This is a genomic window from Wolbachia endosymbiont of Diaphorina citri, from assembly GCF_013096535.2.
In the GTDB taxonomy this organism is placed as follows: Bacteria; Pseudomonadota; Alphaproteobacteria; order Rickettsiales; family Anaplasmataceae; genus Wolbachia.
The window spans coordinates 1,198,029-1,218,185 of the sequence record NZ_CP051265.2 but is presented as its reverse complement, the minus strand read 5'-3'; the positions used below and the strand labels follow the sequence as shown (position 1 = coordinate 1,218,185).

General features: G+C 34.5%; 13 protein-coding genes and 2 pseudogenes. 5 read left to right on the top strand and 10 right to left on the bottom strand.

Annotated elements, in window-relative coordinates; translation table 11 throughout:
* Nucleotides 1–659 precede the first annotated feature (659 nt).
* A complete protein-coding gene (gene dnaQ, locus HGO49_RS05715) occupies nt 660–1,277 on the top strand; it encodes a DNA polymerase III subunit epsilon (RefSeq protein ID WP_026092705.1) in 618 nt (205 codons plus the stop codon).
* A gap of 80 nt (nt 1,278–1,357) precedes the next feature.
* On the opposite strand, the gene HGO49_RS05710 is transcribed toward dnaQ, so the two are convergent.
* The 8 genes from HGO49_RS05710 to HGO49_RS05680 form a co-directional block, all read right to left on the bottom strand.
* Entirely contained in the window at nt 1,358–2,194 is an 837-nt protein-coding gene (locus tag HGO49_RS05710; protein ID WP_017532567.1) for a hypothetical protein, read from the bottom strand.
* Nucleotides 2,195–2,314: 120 nt separating this feature from the next.
* Complete coding sequence (locus HGO49_RS07515; RefSeq protein WP_322742804.1) at nt 2,315–2,551, bottom strand: hypothetical protein; 237 nt, start codon at nt 2,549–2,551, stop codon at nt 2,315–2,317.
* Nucleotides 2,541–3,125, bottom strand: a complete 585-nt coding sequence (locus HGO49_RS05705) for a hypothetical protein (RefSeq protein WP_322742803.1) — start codon at nt 3,123–3,125, stop codon at nt 2,541–2,543. The genes HGO49_RS07515 and HGO49_RS05705 overlap by 11 nt, the downstream gene beginning before the upstream one ends.
* Before the next feature lie 105 nt (nt 3,126–3,230).
* Complete coding sequence (locus HGO49_RS05700) at nt 3,231–4,379, bottom strand: hypothetical protein (RefSeq protein WP_017532566.1); 1,149 nt, start codon at nt 4,377–4,379, stop codon at nt 3,231–3,233.
* A gap of 301 nt (nt 4,380–4,680) precedes the next feature.
* Complete coding sequence (locus HGO49_RS05695; RefSeq protein WP_017532565.1) at nt 4,681–5,571, bottom strand: hypothetical protein; 891 nt, start codon at nt 5,569–5,571, stop codon at nt 4,681–4,683.
* Nucleotides 5,572–5,621: 50 nt separating this feature from the next.
* On the bottom strand, nt 5,622–8,834 hold the full coding sequence (locus HGO49_RS05690; protein WP_017532564.1) for a glycoside hydrolase/phage tail family protein: 3,213 nt from the start codon (nt 8,832–8,834) through the stop codon (nt 5,622–5,624).
* A 480-nt stretch (nt 8,835–9,314) separates the two neighbouring features.
* A complete protein-coding gene (locus tag HGO49_RS05685; RefSeq protein ID WP_172758377.1) occupies nt 9,315–10,649 on the bottom strand; it encodes an AAA family ATPase in 1,335 nt (444 codons plus the stop codon).
* Between the two features lie 317 nt (nt 10,650–10,966).
* The gene (locus tag HGO49_RS05680) at nt 10,967–12,025 is read right to left on the bottom strand and encodes an ankyrin repeat domain-containing protein (RefSeq protein ID WP_017532562.1); all 1,059 of its coding nucleotides are present in this window, start codon (nt 12,023–12,025) and stop codon (nt 10,967–10,969) included.
* 482 nt (nt 12,026–12,507) lie between these two features.
* On the opposite strand from HGO49_RS05680, the pseudogene HGO49_RS07365 reads away from it, so the two are divergent.
* Nucleotides 12,508–12,789, top strand: a pseudogene (locus HGO49_RS07365) (transposase); the annotation flags it as partial.
* A 115-nt stretch (nt 12,790–12,904) separates the two neighbouring features.
* Here HGO49_RS07365 and HGO49_RS05675 read toward each other — a convergent pair.
* A complete protein-coding gene (locus HGO49_RS05675; RefSeq protein WP_017532560.1) occupies nt 12,905–13,609 on the bottom strand; it encodes a ComF family protein in 705 nt (234 codons plus the stop codon).
* Between the two features lie 51 nt (nt 13,610–13,660).
* Complete coding sequence (gene uvrA, locus HGO49_RS05670; RefSeq protein ID WP_017532559.1) at nt 13,661–16,474, bottom strand: excinuclease ABC subunit UvrA; 2,814 nt, start codon at nt 16,472–16,474, stop codon at nt 13,661–13,663.
* Between the two features lie 340 nt (nt 16,475–16,814).
* On the opposite strand from uvrA, the pseudogene HGO49_RS05665 reads away from it, so the two are divergent.
* The 3 genes and pseudogenes from HGO49_RS05665 to HGO49_RS05655 all read left to right on the top strand — a co-directional run bounded on the left by HGO49_RS05665 (nt 16,815) and on the right by HGO49_RS05655 (nt 20,153).
* Nucleotides 16,815–17,674 (top strand): annotated as a pseudogene (locus HGO49_RS05665) (IS982 family transposase).
* Nucleotides 17,675–17,770: 96 nt separating this feature from the next.
* On the top strand, nt 17,771–19,093 hold the full coding sequence (locus tag HGO49_RS05660; RefSeq protein ID WP_017532558.1) for an ankyrin repeat domain-containing protein: 1,323 nt from the start codon (nt 17,771–17,773) through the stop codon (nt 19,091–19,093).
* A gap of 61 nt (nt 19,094–19,154) precedes the next feature.
* Entirely contained in the window at nt 19,155–20,153 is a 999-nt protein-coding gene (locus HGO49_RS05655; protein WP_017532557.1) for a pyruvate dehydrogenase complex E1 component subunit beta, read from the top strand.
* Nucleotides 20,154–20,157: the final 4 nt, after the last annotated feature.

Below are 20,157 nucleotides of genomic sequence, written 5' to 3'. Positions count from 1 at the left end.
TATTAACAGAGGGTAAGGTGGATTTTAGCAAATATGTACATAATCAAGCTTTAACAATATCAGATATAAATACTAAGATTAATGTAAAAGAGCTAGCAAACTTTCTACAGAGTAAAAAAGACATTAAAGAGCTTAATTTAATAAATGTAGAGGTTGATTCTAAAGATATAAAAGAGTTAGGTAAACTTACACATCTTACTTCGCTTACTCTAAGGAACAATAAACTTGGTTTTGAAGGTGCAGGATATATAGGTCAAGGCAATCTACCAAACCTTACTTTACTTGAAATAAGCAATAATCATATTGGCGACATAGGTTTTGCATTTTTGATTGGCAGCAAACGTCTCCCAAATCTTACTTTATTAAATGTAGAAAACAACAACATTGTTGGAGTGTGGCGCCACCACTATGGAGGAGATATAGCACTCAAAAATCTCACCTCACTTTATGTAGAAGGTAACGGTAAAAAATTCTTAAATGATAAAGAAGTTATCCTTGATAGTATAAAAAAAAGCTCAATAACCGAAGCGCCTGGACACTTTAGAGTAAAAGATGGTGAAGGTGCTACAAAAAAATTAGTAGCTAAAAGAAAAAAAACGATACAAGCTACCAATAGTCAGTCAGATCCTAGTAGTAGGTTAAGTGTCAAACAAGATGGGCTGCGTGAAATAGTACTTGACACTGAAACTACAGGTCTTGATGTCAATAGCCATCGAATTATCGAAATAGGGTGTGTAGAACTAATTAATCATATTCCAACAGGCAAAGTATTCCATCGATACATCAACCCAGAAAGGAGCATAGACAAAGGTGCATTTAAAGTTCACGGTATCAGCGAAGAATTTCTAAAGGATAAGCCACTATTTTCAGAGATTGCATCTGAATTTCTTAATTTTATATCTAGCGATACTTTGGTAATTCACAATGCTGGATTTGACATTAAATTTTTGAACATGGAACTTGGTAAACTGAATGCCAAATTAATCTCTTCAGACAGAGTGTTAGATACATTACCGCTTGCAAGAAAGAAATTTGGACCACCGGCTTCTTTAAGTGCATTGTGTGAGCGTTTTGGTATATCACTAGAGAGTAGGGAGCTGCATGGAGCGCTAATTGATGCTGAGTTGCTAGCAAAAGTATATGTTGAGCGATTACAAACTCCTTTGGAGCATGCAGTACGTAACTTATCTCTTAGAGGACACTTGCCAAGTAATGAAGAAGTTAGTGAGCAGTTAAACGTATCTGTTCATGAGGGAGTAGTAGATAGAAGATTGTAAAAACGCCTTTTGCTTTCAGTAGCGAAATTATTCTCTCAATGAATATGTTTTCTAGCTTTAAAAATGCGAATCTCAATATCTTATCTTGAATTACTTAACTGTTGGTTCAAGCTTAAATTCTTATCATGGGATGTATTTGCATCTTTTAATACTGTAAGTGGTTTATCTATGCTATGTTCCACTTTTGTCTCAAAATTAAATCCTAAATTCTCACAAAATTCTTGAAAACGTTCAGTAGCAATATCAAAAAAATTTCTACCACTTGCTTTATGATTTTTCAGCTCTTTCGGAATAGTAATAAGCACTTTACCATCTTCATATGTTATGCTTCTACCCTTAGATTTTAACTTAAATTCTACTGAGCTGTAAAAACCTGGTGTTTTGATATCATTAACAAGATCACTGCTGCACACCTTTATACAATCCATGCTAAAATTGAGTTTTAGACAATTGGAATCACGGCAATACATACTATAAGTTATTATTACGTTAGAATCTAACACAAGCAAGCCAAATGGAGAAAGAGCCTTTAATATATGAAGAAACAGAAAATGATTATACCCTTCTTGATGATAGTTAGTTATCAATTCTTCTATGATAGAGTCACTCGGAACTACTGCACCAGCATGTTCAAATATTTTTATGAAAATTTGCTTAAGAGATGGACTATAGTTCTTTCTTCCATTCTCATCTTCTAAAATGAGATCTTTATGTTTTGAATATAGCTTCTCAATAAGCTCATTAGGCACTTCTTTCTCATTAATAGTAAGGTTGTGTGATCTACCAAGGTCAATATATGTGTTGTAACCAGAGTTTATGCTACTCCAACCACCTGATTTCATTGGTATAGATTTTAAATCAGAATACTTGAGCTTTTTTACTTCAGATTTCAATGCGTTAACTATTTTTTTTGACATATCACAATCTTATATTATATACGTATTACGTACTTTTCATCATAAGTAAAGGTTTTCTGTAAAACTTGATTTACTTTTTATTATACCCACCTTATTAAAAAAAGCAGAGATTTCAATATCTTATTTTAAACTCTTCAAGTTTAGATTCTTATCTTGGGATGTATTTATATCACTTAATATTCCAAGTGGCTTATCCAGATTATGCTCAAATTTTTCCTCAAAAAAGTGAAATCCAAATTTTTCGCAAAATTTCTGAAAATACTCAATAATAACGTCAAACAAATTCTTATCATTTGCTTTGTAGTTTTTCAGCTCCTTAGGAATAGTAAGAGACACTCTACCTTCTTCATACTTCACATTTTAGTTTAAACTCCACTGAGTTTTGTAAATCACATATTAAAGTTTTATTATCGTTATATATGCCATCATTTACGCTAAAACTAAACTTCAGACAATTTGGATCTTCACAACTTATATAGGTCCTTTCTCTGTAAGAAGGAATTAAATAATGGAATGAATATATGCACAATCCAAAAGAACGAAGTGCTTGACTTTGAGAAGAAAAGAATTGCTTGTACCCAGAACTGTTATAATAAGTTATCAATTCTTCCATAATAGGGTCATTTGGAACTGCTGCACCGGCGTTTACAAATACTTCTGTGAAGATTTGCTTAAGAAACAGACGATAACTCCCTTTTTTGTCCTTATCTTCTGTAATGAGATTTTCATGTTTTAAATATAAATTTTTAATGAAATCATTAGTTATTGTCTTCCCATTAATAACAAGATCACAAGCAAATTCATATTCACTATTGAAGTCCATATCCAAATCCTTATATGTTCTATAATCAGAACTTTTTGTAGACTTCAAATGAGCATATCCTCTCTCCTTCACCTTAGCTTTCAACTCATTAATCATTTTTTTTGACATATATACTATTAATAGCTCTTATACTATAATACATATATAATTATTAACCTTTTAATAATATAGACTATCAACTGTAACCTGAGTTACTTTCCGGTTTACACTTGATTACTCTAACGATAGATTTTCCAATTCCATCTGATCTACTTGTACTTTTTCTAACTCACTTTTTACCTGCTTATGGTATAAGTTTGCTCTTCTCGCCCAAGATAGGTCACTATCTATTATATAAACGTAATTGCCATTGTTCTCTTCGAAGCAAAACAGCTTCAGTTTACTTTCGTCTTGACCAATTAATTCACTACGAATTACTTCTACAGTATAAAATTGACCCAAATTCATACTTACTTCACAATGTTGCATATACCTTAACACCCGTGGCTCATATAATTTTCTTATCTCACCATTTTTGAGATCACCTATTGTACACTCTATCTTTTTTAATCCGTATTTAATAACTCTCACTAATCTCTTCGTCTCATAATCCCACAGCTGTTCTTCTTCCAATCTTTTACATGTGGTAAAAATTTGTGATTCTTCTCTTTGCATAAACCGAGATAAACGTTCTGCCAACTCATAGCACATTTTTTCTTGACTCAGTATTTCTCTTTTATATTGAGATAAAATATTAATCGCTATACGTGGACAACTTACTGCAATCAAGTCATTATTTAAATTCGTTTTAATAATTTTGCCGTTCTCTTGATCAACATGTGCAGTAATGTGCCCTAACAAAATTCTCTCAGGAATTGTTATATCCTTCCCTATATGAGTGTCAATGGCTTTTAAAGAATCAAAGTCTATATATATTCCACCCTCATGTTCCGTAAACTGCTTTAAGAGTGACAGAGCAATCAATCTAAAGGTATCTATTTCAACAGCAAAATACATCCTTTGCTCCTCTGACATATTATACATATTCTTAAAGAAATCCTTTATGCTAATGTCTTCACCATCTATCTTCCATCCTGTATCTATTTCGCTCCAGTCGTATTGGTGTAAATCTACAACATGCACTCCTTCCATTCCTTTCAGTTCACGCTTTAAATCATCCATTTGATTTTCTTTGAATCCAGGGCCATTGATAACCAAATATATGCCCCTCTCTTCTTTATTTATTAATTTATGGTTTTTGATTATATCTAAGTAATTAAGGTTGCTGTTCTTACCATCTGGCAGAGATGCACCACGTACTCTTGGCACCCATGTTAGTATTATTGGTGCTTTATTTGATAATTTTTTTACATTACCGGTCATTGTTTTACCTCACAACATTCACGGCATAATAAAACATTAGTAAAAAAATTCAACCAATTGCTTTCGTATTCTTTTAAAAGCAGCCAATTTTATTGGCATCCGTTCAGCAGAGTGAGTTAGACGAGAAAAGAAAACTATAGGGTCAATGCGTGACACTAAAATCCAGAAAATTTAATTTCAAACCAGCACTTCCTTCCTTGTCATTCCAGCACGTAACCAATTCTTATTGCCTGCTCTGGACCCCAGTGTTAGCTACTTGAATGACAATAAAGGAAGTCCTCATTCGCCTAAACAAATACTTTTATTGTGCTTTGCACTTTAAGCCATTGACGGCATACACATCTGGTTCATCTATCACCTGCAGTGGCTTGCCAAGTTTGTGCTCTATCTTTATATTACGCTCAGAATCGTACTCTATCCTTGTGTCAAACTTAAGGCCCAACCTCTCGCAGAGCTTTTTAAAGTATTCAACAAGCTTATTAATAATATCAGTAAGCTTATCGAGCAGACTGTCATCGCCAGCTTTATAATCTTCTAACTCTTTAGGAATTGTAAGCAGCACTTTACCATCTTCATATGTCACATTTTCGCCCTTACATTTCAGATTAAATTCTACTGAGCTTGATAAATCGCATACCTTATAAAGAAGACAATTACCTCCAGCATTAACATATTCTATAGTATTACTTACAGGAATGCTTTCCATACAAAAGCTAAATTCTAAACAATCAGGATCATTGCAGTTCATACAAAAGGCTCTTCCATCATTATAACTTAGATGCAAACCGAGTTCAGACATTTCCGTTAAATTATAATTAACAAAAAACTTAGTATATCCTGCCTGATTATAATTAGTTATTAACTCCTCAATAATAGAATCATTTGGAACTATTGCACCAGCGTGTTCAAACATTTCTGTAAAAACTGCTTTAAGAAATGGACGATAGTTGTCTCCCTTATTTTCATCTCTTATAAGCAGGCTTTCATGCTTTGAGTATAGTTCTCTAATAAACTCATTAGTTACTTTTTGTCCATTAATAGTGATATCACTGCATCTATTGAGATCTTTATATGTTACATTGCCAGAGTAAATGTCATACCAACCACTTGAGCTTAATCCTTTAGCTCCTAAATCAGCATATTTGAGCTCTTTTACTTGAGATTTTAATGTATTAACTATTTTCCTTGACATAATAAGCTTTATAATTACTTTATATGTATATAATATTAACATATACTGCGTTAATTGTCAACTGTAAGAACTTTTGTCTCCGTATTATCTAATGAATCACCATAAGTGACTGCTTTGAGATAAAGCTTTTTTCCCTTTTGCACTTCAAAAGAAATTATTGAATCATCAAGCAGAACGAATTTTTCACCTGTGGTGTGTTCATATCTCTTAGTACTTTCTTGCCCTCTAATTAGATTGCTCAATTTGTATTTATTCTTATCTATAAGCTTGGTATCTTGGAATTGTATTACCTCTTTGCCAATCAATGCTAACGCAGTTGAATTAATGACATCCAACTGGCCAAAGCGTAATACCACTACAATCTCGTCATCGGTAAATTCGATTACATATCCGTAAGTAGATTGTATATTTGCACTTGCGATAGGCTTATAATCTTTATCATCATACGAAATAAAAAGTGTTGCTCCTTTCCAACCTTCCTCTTCACTAATTAAAGTAAAACTTGCGATATTACCTTTAATATGCGGTAAATCTATCATTTCTATAATAGTTTTGCTGATGTGAAAAGGAGGGTATTCTTTCAGCATGAGTGATCTTGTTGAAGAAAAAGAGAGCTTATATATAGAGCTATCATAACCAACACCAATTACTTGAATGGACATGCTTTCAAATTTCGTCTTGACAATTCTCACCGTATGCTTTTTCTCACCATCTGAAATGGTTATGACATTGCTTGGCGCAAGCCATGCATATTTTATTGGCAGCTTAAAATTGTATACATTTCTTTCTTGCCACGAAGAATAAAGTAAAACTTCAGCTATATTTTGTGCTTCCCCCTCCTCCATGATTAGCGGTATTTCAACTGTTGCAGTACTGCCCTGCTTTGGCAGCTCAGCATATTTCACATCAATTGGATAGCCAAAATTGCGGTTAAAATAAACGATGTTAATCCTATTGTTTAAATCTAATTGGCTAAGCTGTATCAACTTTAAACTGTTATTGCAAACTATCTCATCTATGGGTATTTCAGTTGTCACTCCCCTGCCCTTTTGAATAAATTTCAGTTTTGAGTTCTGTTCAACCACATCAAAAAAATAGCAACTTCGCAGCATTTTAATAATTGAACGTACGGGTTGCTGATCATTGATTACACACCCAGATAGTAATCCTTTAACATCACTTGTATCAAACTGATCGCCTTTGAGACCTACCTTTTGCAACAGATCAGACAAAACATCGGAAACATTAAGTTGTGAAATTTTTCCCTGAACCCAGTGCCCAGTCTGCCAGTTATGGCAGTCAGCCCACATGTCACATAAATTGGGGAAATAAGGAAATGGCCTTGCATCCCACGCCCAGAGGAACATTTTCTCCACCATTTCTGAGCTTTGCCACTTTTTTAATGTTCCTTCGATTGCAGTTTTCTGCGAAAGAAAGCTCACCTCTCCATTTGAGTATCGTGGATATTTACTCTCTATACTACCTTTATCAACAAACACATTGGGCTCATTAGTGCAGCCGTTCATACTGGGAAATCCATATTCGGTAAACCATATTTTCTTCATTTTTGGTTGCCATTTTGTTTTGCTGCCATCAGGATTTACATGAGCTTCATTCCACCATTTTTCTATATTTTTCCACGCATATTCGCTGTCATTATACTTTATTTTCTCAGGATCACTTTTTGAGTAATCGTAAAAATAATCATACCCTACCCCACTGCTCCAACCACCCGCTACATCTTCCGCGGAATAGCCAAAAGGAGGTTCTTCGCCATCGGTGAGTGGAAAATAAGCATCGATGCCAACAACATCGATAAACTCTGAAGACCATAGTTCATCCATATTATACCAACCATCATATGAATGATACTCACTCCAATCGGCAGCGTAAGTTACGTTTACTTCTTTTCCAAGCTGAAGCTTTACTTGCTTTGCAACTTTAACTAGCTCTGCTACTGCGGGATAGTTACCCTCTACATCTTTTACTCTGGTGAGCTGCGCAAATTCAGATCCGATGATAAACCCTTCCACTTTAGTTTGTTTGGCAATGCTCGTGTAATGCCCTATGAATTTGCTATACTGATTCTCAAAAAAGTCGCTTATATCCTGAGGAGCACCGCTCAATTTTCCTCGCCACTCTTTATTTTTTGTGTCAAGCAAGAACATTGGGTAGAGCATTACCTTATAACCTCTGCTATGCAGCTCTTCTATATATCTTATTAGCGCTAAATCACTAACTGTACCACCATATCTTGGGTTTCCACCTTCATCTTTTGAAATTAGCTGAGCATTATCTCTGGTTATATTTCCCACTTGCCAATCATCAGGCACTATAGCAGAATCGTCTTGAAATTCAACTGCAGGATATATTTTACAATCTTTGATATTCAAACTGCTTGCAAACCAATTAACCACTACCGATGCCCATTCAACATTTGGTAAACTTTCCTTCAATTGGTCCAAAGAAAGCATAGCATCGCTCTTTTTTGTGTGATTATTGTGATTTACTCTTTGTACCGGTCCATAGGGAATATATTGACTACTGCTTATTTTTTCTCGTGCAATTTTCTTCTGTATTTTCGTATCATACACAAACTCCCCTGAACCTGGTATGATATTGATATTTTTAATGTTTTCTGCTACTGAGAATCCACTGAGCTTCAGTGCAGTTTGCACTTCAAATGTAAACACCGGAACACGATTACTATAGTCTGCCAAAGGAAAATTTTTGATGACTATGTAAGATATTCCTCTATAAGCTGGTACATTCTTCTCACCTTCGATTGATAACATAAACGGATCAGGGTTTTGGTCTTCTCTGCCGTGGTAAAAAGTATAATCTATTTCATCAAAACTAAGCGATTTTATATCCGCCCAGATTCTATTTAATTTTTCTACTTTCCCCTTGCAAATTGCAATTGCGAGTGTTGCATAGTAGTTATATGTAATATTTATACCTCTTCCTGTTTTATTTTCAGTGGTTATCGCCTCCTCTTTTATTGGCTGTGACCAAATAATGTTTCCAGCAATGCGAGCAGTACCATAGATAATTGGAATTGCTTTGCCATAAGTTGAGGTTTGAACTTGCAGATTTTTCAGCCTCGCCCCATGCGTTATCTTTTGCTCGGCATCAAGACCAAATATTGCATTATCAAGCTGTGCACCAAGCAGAGCACCGAGTTCTGAGCCAGCAATCTGGCCAATTGGCCCAAAAATACTGCCCGCTTTACTTAAAATTGATGATAAAATTATTGTAGACATAATATTCTCCTTTTTAATAGATTGTTTTGAATTTTTGAAAGAAGATCCCAGACTGGGATAAAATTGGGACCTACTGTATAGTAGTGTCATGCGACTGGTATCCAGGAAAAAAAGCGAGTAGCCCTTTTCCTGTCATCCCAGTACTGGGATCCATTGTTCTTTATTTCTGTATTTCAGCGTCACGCGCTGGAATGACATTAAATGATTTTTCTTTGAATTTGAGTTATGCAAGCAGCTCCTTTGTTGTCATGCAAGTAGCCCCTTCGATGTCACCCGAGTAGCCCTCTTCCTGTCATCCCAGTACTGGGATCCAGCCTTTCTTACCAACAAAAAACTTGGCATAACTTGCGTGCTCAAAAAACTCCTAGATTCCAGTACTGGAATGACACCCTTTTAGAAGTTCCTTCTGGATAAAAACTATTGTCAAGCACTGGAATGACATGATTCGACTTGCATGACCAGACTGTGTAGTAATTCTCTTTATTCCTCGATTTGCCGCTTACTTCCTCGAGAAGATACATCACTCAATGAAGAGCTTACTGATGAACTTCTAGATAAGCTTCCAGATGATAGCCTTGTATCCTTGTTTTTAGTTTTTCCGTTACTACGTTTCTTATTCTTATTACCTTCAATTTTATGTTCCCCATTAAATCTTCTACATAAAGTGGAAATAGGAGTGCTTTTGCCTTCACTTTTCTCCCCTCGTATATAATTGGCTAAAGCCATCAGATTTGCTGGTGAAAAACCATTAGTATGGTCTACAATAGTTCCAATATTTGTAATGCTTAATTCTTTGAGATATTCTTTTAGCATTTCCCTACGTGTACTTTCTTTATCCAGCCCAGGAACCTCAATACACTCCAAACGACCACCCCTAATAAGCGCAGGATCTAAATGATCCTTATAATTAGTTGCAGCAATCACCGTTATATTTTTTGAGGATAAAAACTCTTTATCCAATTTAGTGAGTAAATAAGTTAAAGGCCCTGCATCCTCATTAACAGTTCGCTTTTTACCAACTCCGTCAATCTCATCTATAAAAATCATACAAGGACTGTTTGTCTCTGCTTTCTCAAAAACTTGATCTATATTCCTTTGACTAGACAAGCAAAACGCAGAAACAGATATAAACGCAAACAGAGATTTAGTTTGATTTGCAATTGCCTTACTAATACTAGTCTTACCAGTTCCTGATGGACCGTACAAGAGATATCCTCCGCTTTTTGACTTACAAATTCCTCTCAACTTTTTTCTTATGTCACTTGGTAATATAATATTATCAAATGTTGTATTCCATCCTCTTGCTTCACCTTTTGCGTAAAATTCCATATTCAGATTTGCTTCTACTTCATTTTTTGTTGCAGGACTATTAATTAACTTTGCAGAAAGATCACTAACCTCTTTTTTTAACCCCTCCACTTCATCTTTCGTTGCAAAATTCTCTGAAATTCTATGGACTTTTTCTTCTAGACCACTAAACCCGTATTTATTTTCTTTATCCTTTCCATCTTCTAATTCTTCTTTAATTGGAGTTAGCTTATTTTCTTCTTTCCTTAACCCTTTATTCGGCTCTTCGACTTCAGCTTTCGAGTTTTCTTGAGATTTTTTACTTTGTTTAATCATTTTATATGAAAACACAATTACTACTGCAGAAAGCGCAAATAAAATAAAAATAACAGGGGGAGCTATATTTAAAGCTGCAACTGAAGATAAAAATGCAACGTAAGGAGCTACAGCAAAAACTCCAGATGTAAGCAGTGTAAGAGAAGCAATAGCACCAGCTATAAAAAAAGGTATATTAGCTCTACTAGACATATTTTAGCTTATAAAAAGTTAATTTATAAATAATACATTTAAAGAATACAAGCTTTTCATAGTAAAGCAAGACTAATTAAAGAGATAACTCAAGGTGTCCTTAATCAATCTATGATCGAGGTATTATGCAGTATTAAGATATAAGATGGTATGTTGTATTTTTAATTCAGTGTTCTTTTTCTGTCATTCCAGGGTACTGGAATGACAGATGCTATGATAAGAAATTCAATAACTTAAAGTAGGTAATTAAAGCTTCTAATTAAGATCTAAATCTATAGTTATTATAAGCAACACTAAAGAAGTGCGGAAGTAAAAATTTACGAAAGAGCATTATGTATACGTATGCTTTGTAGACCTACATTTTGCCACCCTTCTGTTAAGCTTTGCCTCCCTTCCATTACGTCTTGTCGCTCTTTTATTTCTTTTATTTCGTTATCGAATTTTGACATTAGATATTTAGCATAACCAGATGTTAATGCTGTTGATGCAGATACAGCTATTGCTACCATAACAGACGTTAATGTAATTTCCATTGTCTCGGTTATAAAAAGCGTCGATGTTACAAAATTCCCTAACATGGCAACTAAGCCACCAACAACTACACTACCTTGAACTACTTTATTTTTTAAAAACCCTTTTATACTCTCTACCGTATCTTCTTGGTGATTTATAATGGCATAATACAAAGGAGTTTTCTGCAAACTATCTTTTTCATAAACATCTGCACCTCTGTCTAGTAGAGCATCTACTATCTCTAAATAGCCATTTTTAGCAGCATAATGCAAAGGAGTACTACCATTTCCATCTTTTACATGAACACTTGCGCCTTCAGCTAATAGAGCATCTACTACCTCTACATGGTTACTTAAAGTAGCATAATGCAAAGGAGTACTACCACTTCTGTCTTTTACATTAATATCTGCACCTGTTTTTAGTAGAACATTTACTACATCTATGAATTTATATATAGTAGCATAATGCAAAGGAGTACTACCACTTCTGTCTTTTACATTAACATCCGCACCTTTTTTTAGTAGAGCATTTACTGCACCTACACATCTACTATAAACGGCATGATGCAAAGCAGTCTCTCTATTTTCATCTTCTACATGAACATCCGCATGCCTATCTAATAAAACATTCACTAAATCCTCACAGCCAGCTGCTGCAGCTGCAATTAATAATGTAAATTCGGCATCAGGATCACTTTGGATGAATGTATGATTTATACTAAAATTTTTATTTTCCCACTCTTGATACGCTATTGTATCTTCCCTTCGCAATACCTCTTTTATTTTATTAATTACGTTATCTTTATTTACACTTGCATCTTTATCAATTGCACTTAATATCTTTTTCAGATTTTCAAAATCCATCTTTACCTCCTATAACTTTACGTTGCAGTTACTACACAATTACAAACAAAAGTAAACACATTTTTAGGAATTATTTAGAAAAAGAAACCACTGAAAAAGTCAGTAATTTACAATAAATAACTGATACATTTAATTGGAAGAAATATGTGATGTAACTATAGCAATTATAAACAACAACAGAAAAAACACGGAAGTAAAAAATTTATGTTGATCTTATCATATTTATTATTAGCATGATTATAAACATGGGAAAGCAAATACAAGTCAACTTATCTAAAAAAATAGTGAGAGGGTCTTATCTGGCGCAAAATGGATGGCCAACCTTAGTGAAAATTATTTTGCATCATTGAATAATAACAGCATTAAACCAGCCAGCTCTATAAGAAAACTAATAGAGGCTTTTTTACTTGTTCCAATTATTATATCCAGTGCTATTACACTAGCATGTACCTATTTTTTTCTGAATGCAGTGAGTATTCAAAAATATGATTGCAGCTTTGAATAAGGGAAAAATTATGGCGCCTATGATTTTTGAAGGCTATTGCGATACAGACGTTTTTAATAGCTAGTTCAAGCTTTTTGCTGGGTGATTTTGGATAATGCAACTTTTCATAGAAAATAAGTGAATTTGTTAAAAGTGTCGGTGCTGAAGTTATATATCTGCCTCCATATTCTCCTGATTTTAATCAAACCATTGGTTTGTTATAAAAAATTTAGCCAGAAAGAATATTCAGCTATTCGAACTATTAGAAAAAGAGCTATAATTATAGACTCCGTATACACTATAACTAGACTTTTTTTTAAGAGGAATGATACAGAAGTTAGTACTAAGACACTAAACAGTTTTCAAAAATGAAAATTATACCTTAAAGCTGATTTTCATACAGTTCTTGCAAGCGATAGCACTCTCACTTCTCTTGCACCAGAGTTTAAAATTTCCTGAGAGCAAGACCTTGCGGTTGCGCCAGTTGTTACTACATCATCAACCAATATCACGATTTTGTTTTTGATAATTTCGCTGTTACTTACTTTAAAAGTATTTTTCAAATTTTTTTCACGCTGTTTAAGTGAAAGACCAGCTTGAGGTTTGGTGTGACGAATACGTTTTATTGCAAATGGTGTATAAGATAAATTAGATAACTTACTTAATTCCTTCGCGAGCAACGCTGCTTGATTATATTTACGTTTAAATAAGCGTATTTTATGTAGCGGTATGGGAACTATGACCTCTGCATTTTGAAATATGTCTTTGTTAGTTTTGTACATCCACTTTGCATAGACTTTCACATAATTTAAATTATCAAAAAATTTAAAATTTATAATCATATTTTTGCTATGTTCATCATAAGCAAAAACTGATCTTAATACTTTAAATGGTGAAGGGTTACTGATGCATTTACCACATGTATCAATGTTATCTGGAATTACTACACCACAAACATTACAGTAATGCTTAGTTAAAAAATTGATTTTTTTATTGCATTCACTACATAAATCATAACTTTTATCAATTATACGTTCACAACTTACGCATACGTTTGGAAATATGAGATCTGTAGCTTTTTTTAATAAGAGAAGATTCATGAATTAAATATGTTAGGTATACCTTTTAAAATGCTCCTCATAACCTAATTATTAAGAAATAGTCGATACTTGATCCAATAAATATGTTTTAAGATACTTGCCTGTAACGCTTTTTGGAGTCTGTGCAACTTTTTCTGGAGTTCCTACAGCAACCACTTCGCCACCTTTTACTCCACCCTCTGGACCAATATCTATTATGTAATCAGCAGTTTTTATAACATGTAAATTGTGCTCAATAACTATAACAGTATTTCCTAAATCAACTAGCCTATGTAGTATTTTCAGTAAATTATTTACATCTTCAAAATGTAACCCAGTTGTTGGCTCATCGAGAATATACAATGTTTTCCCGGTAAATCGCTTTGATAGTTCCTTAGACAGCTTTATTCGTTGTGCTTCACCCCCGGACAACGTTGTTGACGACTGTCCAAGCGTTATATAGCCAAGCCCTACTTCCTGTAAAGAAATCAACTTTTCCTTTATCATTGGAAGATTTTCAAAAAAGTCACATGCTTGATCTATTGTCATATCAAGCACATCAGAAATTGATTTTCCCTTGTAAGTAACTTCCAATGTTTCTCGGTTATACCTCTGTCCTCTACATTGCTCACATTTCACATAAACGTCCGGTAGGAAATGCATCTCGATCTTTAAATGCCCATCACCTTTACAAGCTTCACATCTTCCTCCCTTGGTATTAAATGAAAATCGGCCTATATTGTAACCTCGTGCCTTCGACTCTGGGAGACCTGCAAACCAATTTCTGATGTGAGTAAACATACCAACATATGTTGCTGGATTTGATGCTGGGGTCCTACCAATTGGCGATTGATCAACTTCTATAATTTTATCTATATACTCAAGGCCTTCTATTTTGTCGCATTGACCATGCCTTGCAGATGAATGATTTATCTTGTGTGCTGAGTATTTATATAATGTTTCTATCACTAAACTTGATTTCCCTCCTCCTGATATTCCAGTAACACAAATAAAATTCCCTATAGGAAATTCAACATTTATATTTTTTAAGTTGTTCTCACAAGCATTAACTACCTTTATGAACTGAGTTGTTTGCTTTCTTCTTTTTGAAATTGAAATTTCCTTCTTTCCACTTAAATACTGTCCTGTTATGCTTTCTGAATTTTTTTGTACCTGATCTGGTGTTCCTTCTGCAACGATTTTTCCTCCATTCACGCCAGCTCCAGGACCAATATCAATCACATAATCAGCAGCCATTATTGTATCTTCATCATGTTCAACAACAATCACAGTATTACCCATGTCTCTCAGATTTTTAAGTGTGGTAATTAATCGATCATTATCACATTGATGAAGGCCAATTGAGGGCTCATCAAGCACGTATAGCACTCCTGTTAAACCAGAGCCAATTTGCGAAGCAAGCCTGATCCTCTGGCTTTCACCACCAGAGAGAGTGCTAGATTCACGGTCAAGTGTAAGGTAATTTAGCCCTACATTCTTTAAAAATGTCAGCCTTTTGATTATTTCGTTTAATATTTTATTTGAAATTTGCCTTTGTTGTTCTGTAAGTTTGTCTGATAAATTTCCAAACCACTTAAGGGATTCATCGATGCTGAGCCTTGATATTTCACCTATATGTTTTTCGTCAATTTTCACTGTAAGTGCTTCTTTTCTCAATCTATAGCCAGCACATTCTTTGCAGTCAGTAACAGAACAATACCTATCAATAAGTGATGAATCGTAATCCATCTGGCGTTCTAGGATACTGACCAAACCTTGAAATTTCATTTCTCTAGAGCCAAAAAGTATTAAATCCTTCACTTTTTGGTCTATATTCTTCCACGGAACATCAAGGCTAAATTTGCAATTTTCAGCCAGTGATAGAATTGCATTTTTTAGCAATCCATAGTTTGTATGCACTTGACGGAATATTGATCCAATTGGCTTTAAAGCACCTTCAGATATCGAGAGCGTTTCATCTGGCACTATTAGCTTTGCATCAACACTTAGTTTTTTACCGAGCCCATTGCATGAACTGCATGCACCGTAGGGGCTGTTAAAAGAAAACAATCTTGGCTCTATTTCTTCAAGAGTAAAGCCAGACTCAGGACATGCAAAATTCTCTGAGAAAGTTAAAGTTTGACCATTTTTATACTCGGAACTGTGGTTATCAGGTAAGTTCACTATTTCTGCATACATTAAGCCATGGCCCAGCCTCAATGCTGATTCTACACTGCTTGGTAGTCGATTTCCTATATCATCTGATATGGAGATTCTATCTGCAATAACAAAAATATCATGTTTCTTGTTTTTATCGAGTTTAGGCAAGTCATCTATATTGTATGTTTCACCATCTATTTTTAGTCTCACGTAACCCTGCTTTTTAATTTCCAATATCTCTTTGAAGTGCTCTCCTTTTCTGCCACGCACAATAGGAGCAAGTATATATATTTTAGTTTCTAAAGGTAATGCTATAATAGTATCTACAATTTGAGATACAGCCTGTTTCGTTATTGGCAACCCAGTTACAGGCGAATAAGGTATTCCCACTCGTGCATATATCAAACGTACATAATCGTAAATTTCAGTAACGGTTCCAACAGTTGATCTTGGATTTTTTGAGATCGACTTTTGATTAATTGATATTGCAGGAGAGAGGCCTGTGATTGACTCAACATCTGGTTTATCTTGAATATTAAGAAATTGACGTGCATAAGCCGATAGACTTTCGACGTATCGGCGTTGGCCTTCTGCATAAATCGTATCGAATGCGAGGCTAGACTTACCAGAACCACTTAGTCCAGTTATAACAACTAACTTATTTTTTGGTATATCGACATCAATACCCTGCAAATTATGCTCTCTTGCACCTTTAACTCTGATCATACTTCATGTACCTTTGACCATTACAGCCTCAAAATACATAAACTTACAACAACTTTCTACTAATTTTTTCAACTATTACGGAAAACGAAGTAGCACAACTAGTGCAAAACATTTTGCCATACAACTATATAAACATCTGTTTTCGCCAAGTTAGTTCGTACAACAAATGGTGTCATAAAAGTATGTTTTCTACAATCTCATCAAAAACATGCTTACCAATTCTTGGAAACAGCAAATTTTATTTTATATAAACCCCAGTTGAGGATTAGAAGTCAGTGAAAAAGCCAGGAAAATAGGGTAAACTCCGGAAACATATTATCAAAAAATAGAGAGGTTACCCATGAATAAAAATGTAACAGAATTATTTTGCTTTGTAGACGATTTTTGCAAGGCTATAAACAAAAATTTCGCAGAAAAACTCCTGCCAAACAGTAAAAAACCTACCAGAACGCCAGGGATTACGCATTCTGAAATTCTTACTATAATTTTACTTTATCAACAATCTAGATGTGAGGACTTTAAATCTTTCTATACATATTATTTGAAAGCACTACATGGATCTGAGTTTCAAAATTTGCCAACATATAGTAGATTTATTAGGCTAAAAGGTATTTAGTGCTCTTGTTAAAGTGGCTTTGTGAGCAGTCAAAAATGACCGGAATTTCGTACATAGATGCAACTTCTATCGCTGTTTGCCATCCAAAAAGAATCTCAAGAAACAAAGTTTTCAAAGGATTGGCAAAGCTTGGAAAGACTACATATGGCTGGTTTTTGGGTTTTAAATTGCATATGGTAATTAATGAAAAAGGTGAAATTCAAGGAGTTACAATGACTAAAGGTAACGTTGACGACAGAAAACCAGTACCAAAATTAACTGAAAAACTGACTGGTCTTTTGTTTGGTGATAAGGGCTATATAAAGAAAGAGCTCTTTGCAAAACTCTTCGATAGAGGAATAAAACTCGTTACCAAAGTAAAAAAAGGTATGAAAAATACATTAATGCTTCTTGAAGAAAAGATTTTTTTAAGAAAAAGGTCGATTATTGAAACAGTTTTTGGTTACCTCAAAAACAGACTTGATCTTGAGCATTCAAGACACAGGTCTCCAATAAATTTCTTGGTGCACATCTTTTCCACATTAGTTTCATATTCTATGAAGCCTAAAAAGCCCTCTATTTCTACATTTTACTGTATTGATTAATCCGCAACTGGGGTTTATATAAAATATAGAATTTTGATAAATTTAACTTTTTTGTGAGATCATGCAGCGATAAAAATAAATTTAGAGGGAAAGGTTATGGCAATAGAGAAGGAGAAGTTTTTTGAAATAATAAATGAGGTAGGTGAAAGTAGCGATTTGGATGAAGATAATTTACTTGAAAAAATAAAGAATGAGTTAAAAGGAAAAGATGCAGGAGAGTACAACAAGTTTAGTAGAAATTTTAGTAAAGAACATCAATTTAGTATAAAAATTTCAGAAGAAGCTGCAGAAGATTGGACGTTGTTACATCTTGCTACAGCATGCAACAATATGTTAATAGTGGAACTTTTACTAAAAAAGAAAGCAAGTGTTAACGCTCGAGTAAAAGATGGTTCTAAAAATGATGGGCTAACTGCTTTGCATATTGCCACTTCTTGTGGACATGAAAGCATGGTAAAACAACTACTAAGTGATGATCGAGTGAATCCTTCATTAAAAAGCAAAAATAATACTCCAAGAGAGGTGGTAGGCAATACAGAAAATAAGGAAGCAATATTACAAATGTTAGAGGAAGCAGAAGAAAATTTTTATGTAAAGCATAAGAAAAAAACTGATATATCAGCAGATGTTATAAATTCTGTGAAACAATACAATACCATACGTAGTAGTGAACAGGCTCCCATTACGTGTGGAAGTAGTGACAATATAGTAAGTGAGCAATACTTACATGCTGGTGTTAAGAATATTGTAGAAAAATTTGAGTCACCGCAAAGAGGAAGTGTTACATGTAGTGGTAAACAGACTCCTATTGGTGAAAGCGTTAGTAGTGACGACAGCGGTCTAGAGTCTGAGGCTACATTTGATACTTCTTTCTGCTCCGAAATAAATCACGACGGAACAGCTAATGAAGTTGATGACCAAATTTTAGAAAGTCTGCAACCTCAAATTCAGCTGCAAGATAGACAAATTCGGAAGTTAGAAAAGCCAGGTAAAGAATTAAAACATGTTGAGAAAGAACTAGAAAAGTTAAAGAGTGACTTAGCTGGACATGAGACTCGGTTAGAAATATTTGATAAACTCAGTGAAGAGAATCAATCACTAAAGCAAAAAATAAAAGATCTGGAAAACGAGAATACAACACTTAATAGTGAATTAAGCAAAACCAAAGCAAATAAAGTATTACTAGAAAAAACACAACTGTCTTTCTTAAAAATTGCTTCTGTAAATTTTGTCACCATGTTGACAGTAAGTATTATCTTTAGTGTAGCTTTCCAATTACCAATTCTATTGATGATTGCAACTTCTATAATGTCTTCATTAATAGTCAGTGGAGTTACATATGTAATATCAACGAAACCTAGTGAATTAAAAGAAGTAAGTATTCAAGGCTTGATGCAACATGATGTTTGTAAAACTTAAACTTGTGCACTTCCTGGTAATTTTGATATAGTTACTTCAGTTGAAATTTACAGATTTACAAATGGCAAGCTTAAGTGTAAGAGAAGCGTTATGCACGGCAATCAGAGAAGAAATGCAAAATGACCATGATGTATTTATCATGGGTGAAGAAGTTGCAGAGTATGATGGTGCTTATAAAGTAACAAAAGGATTACTGAAAGAGTTCGGAGAAAATAGGGTAATTGATACACCTATTACCGAACATGGATTTGCTGGTCTTGCTGTTGGAGCAGCGTTTGCTGGGCTCAAACCTATTGTTGAGTTTATGACTTTTAATTTTTCTATGCAAGCTATTGACCAAATTGTGAATTCCGCAACAAAAACAAATTATATGTCAGGTGGACAACTTGGATGCCCTATAGTGTTTCGTGGACCAAATGGAGCTGCGGCAAGAGTTGCCGCACAACATTCTCAGTGCTTTGCATCTTGGTATTCGCATGTTCCAGGTTTGAAAGTAATAGCACCTTACTTTGCCTCTGATTGCAGAGGTCTGCTTAAAGCTGCAATTCGTGATCCAAATCCAGTAATATTTCTAGAAAATGAGATTGCTTACGGACATGAGCATGAGATTCCTGATTCTGAGCTATCAAATAAAGATTATCTACTTGAGATAGGCAAAGCCGCTATTATACGGGAAGGAAAGGATGTAACTATTACTGCTTTCTCATTGAAATTAATGGATGCATTAAATGCAGCAGATTTACTCTCTAGTGAAGGAATAGAAGCTGAAGTTATTGACCTCAGAACCTTAAGACCACTTGACACTGAAACAGTTATTAACTCTATTAAGAAGACCAATAGATTAGTAAGCATAGAAGAGGGTTGGCCATTTGCAGGAATAGGAGCAGAACTCTCAGCCATGGTTATGGAACAAGGATTTGACTACCTCGACGCTCCGGTTGTACGGGTAACCGGCAAGGATGTCCCCTTACCTTATGCTGCAAACCTAGAAAAGCAAGCATTACCACAAGTGGAAGATATAGTTGAAGCTGTGCACCAAGTCTGCTTTAGAAAGAAATAGCCCT

Excerpts from the sequence above, each read along its gene's own strand:
- HGO49_RS05655 (WP_017532557.1), top strand. The coding sequence starts at position 19,155 with ATGGCAAGCTTAAGTGTAAGAGAAGCGTTATGCACGGCAATCAGAGAA.
- HGO49_RS05685 (WP_172758377.1), bottom strand. The coding sequence starts at position 10,649 with ATGTCTAGTAGAGCTAATATACCTTTTTTTATAGCTGGTGCTATTGCT.
- HGO49_RS05675 (WP_017532560.1), bottom strand. The coding sequence starts at position 13,609 with ATGAATCTTCTCTTATTAAAAAAAGCTACAGATCTCATATTTCCAAAC.
- HGO49_RS05695 (WP_017532565.1), bottom strand. The coding sequence starts at position 5,571 with ATGTCAAGGAAAATAGTTAATACATTAAAATCTCAAGTAAAAGAGCTC.
- HGO49_RS05660 (WP_017532558.1), top strand. The coding sequence starts at position 17,771 with ATGGCAATAGAGAAGGAGAAGTTTTTTGAAATAATAAATGAGGTAGGT.
- HGO49_RS05705 (WP_322742803.1), bottom strand. The coding sequence starts at position 3,125 with ATGTCAAAAAAAATGATTAATGAGTTGAAAGCTAAGGTGAAGGAGAGA.
- HGO49_RS05710 (WP_017532567.1), bottom strand. The coding sequence starts at position 2,194 with ATGTCAAAAAAAATAGTTAACGCATTGAAATCTGAAGTAAAAAAGCTC.
- HGO49_RS05690 (WP_017532564.1), bottom strand. The coding sequence starts at position 8,834 with ATGTCTACAATAATTTTATCATCAATTTTAAGTAAAGCGGGCAGTATT.
- HGO49_RS05680 (WP_017532562.1), bottom strand. The coding sequence starts at position 12,025 with ATGGATTTTGAAAATCTGAAAAAGATATTAAGTGCAATTGATAAAGAT.
- HGO49_RS05700 (WP_017532566.1), bottom strand. The coding sequence starts at position 4,379 with ATGACCGGTAATGTAAAAAAATTATCAAATAAAGCACCAATAATACTA.
- uvrA (WP_017532559.1), bottom strand. The coding sequence starts at position 16,474 with ATGATCAGAGTTAAAGGTGCAAGAGAGCATAATTTGCAGGGTATTGAT.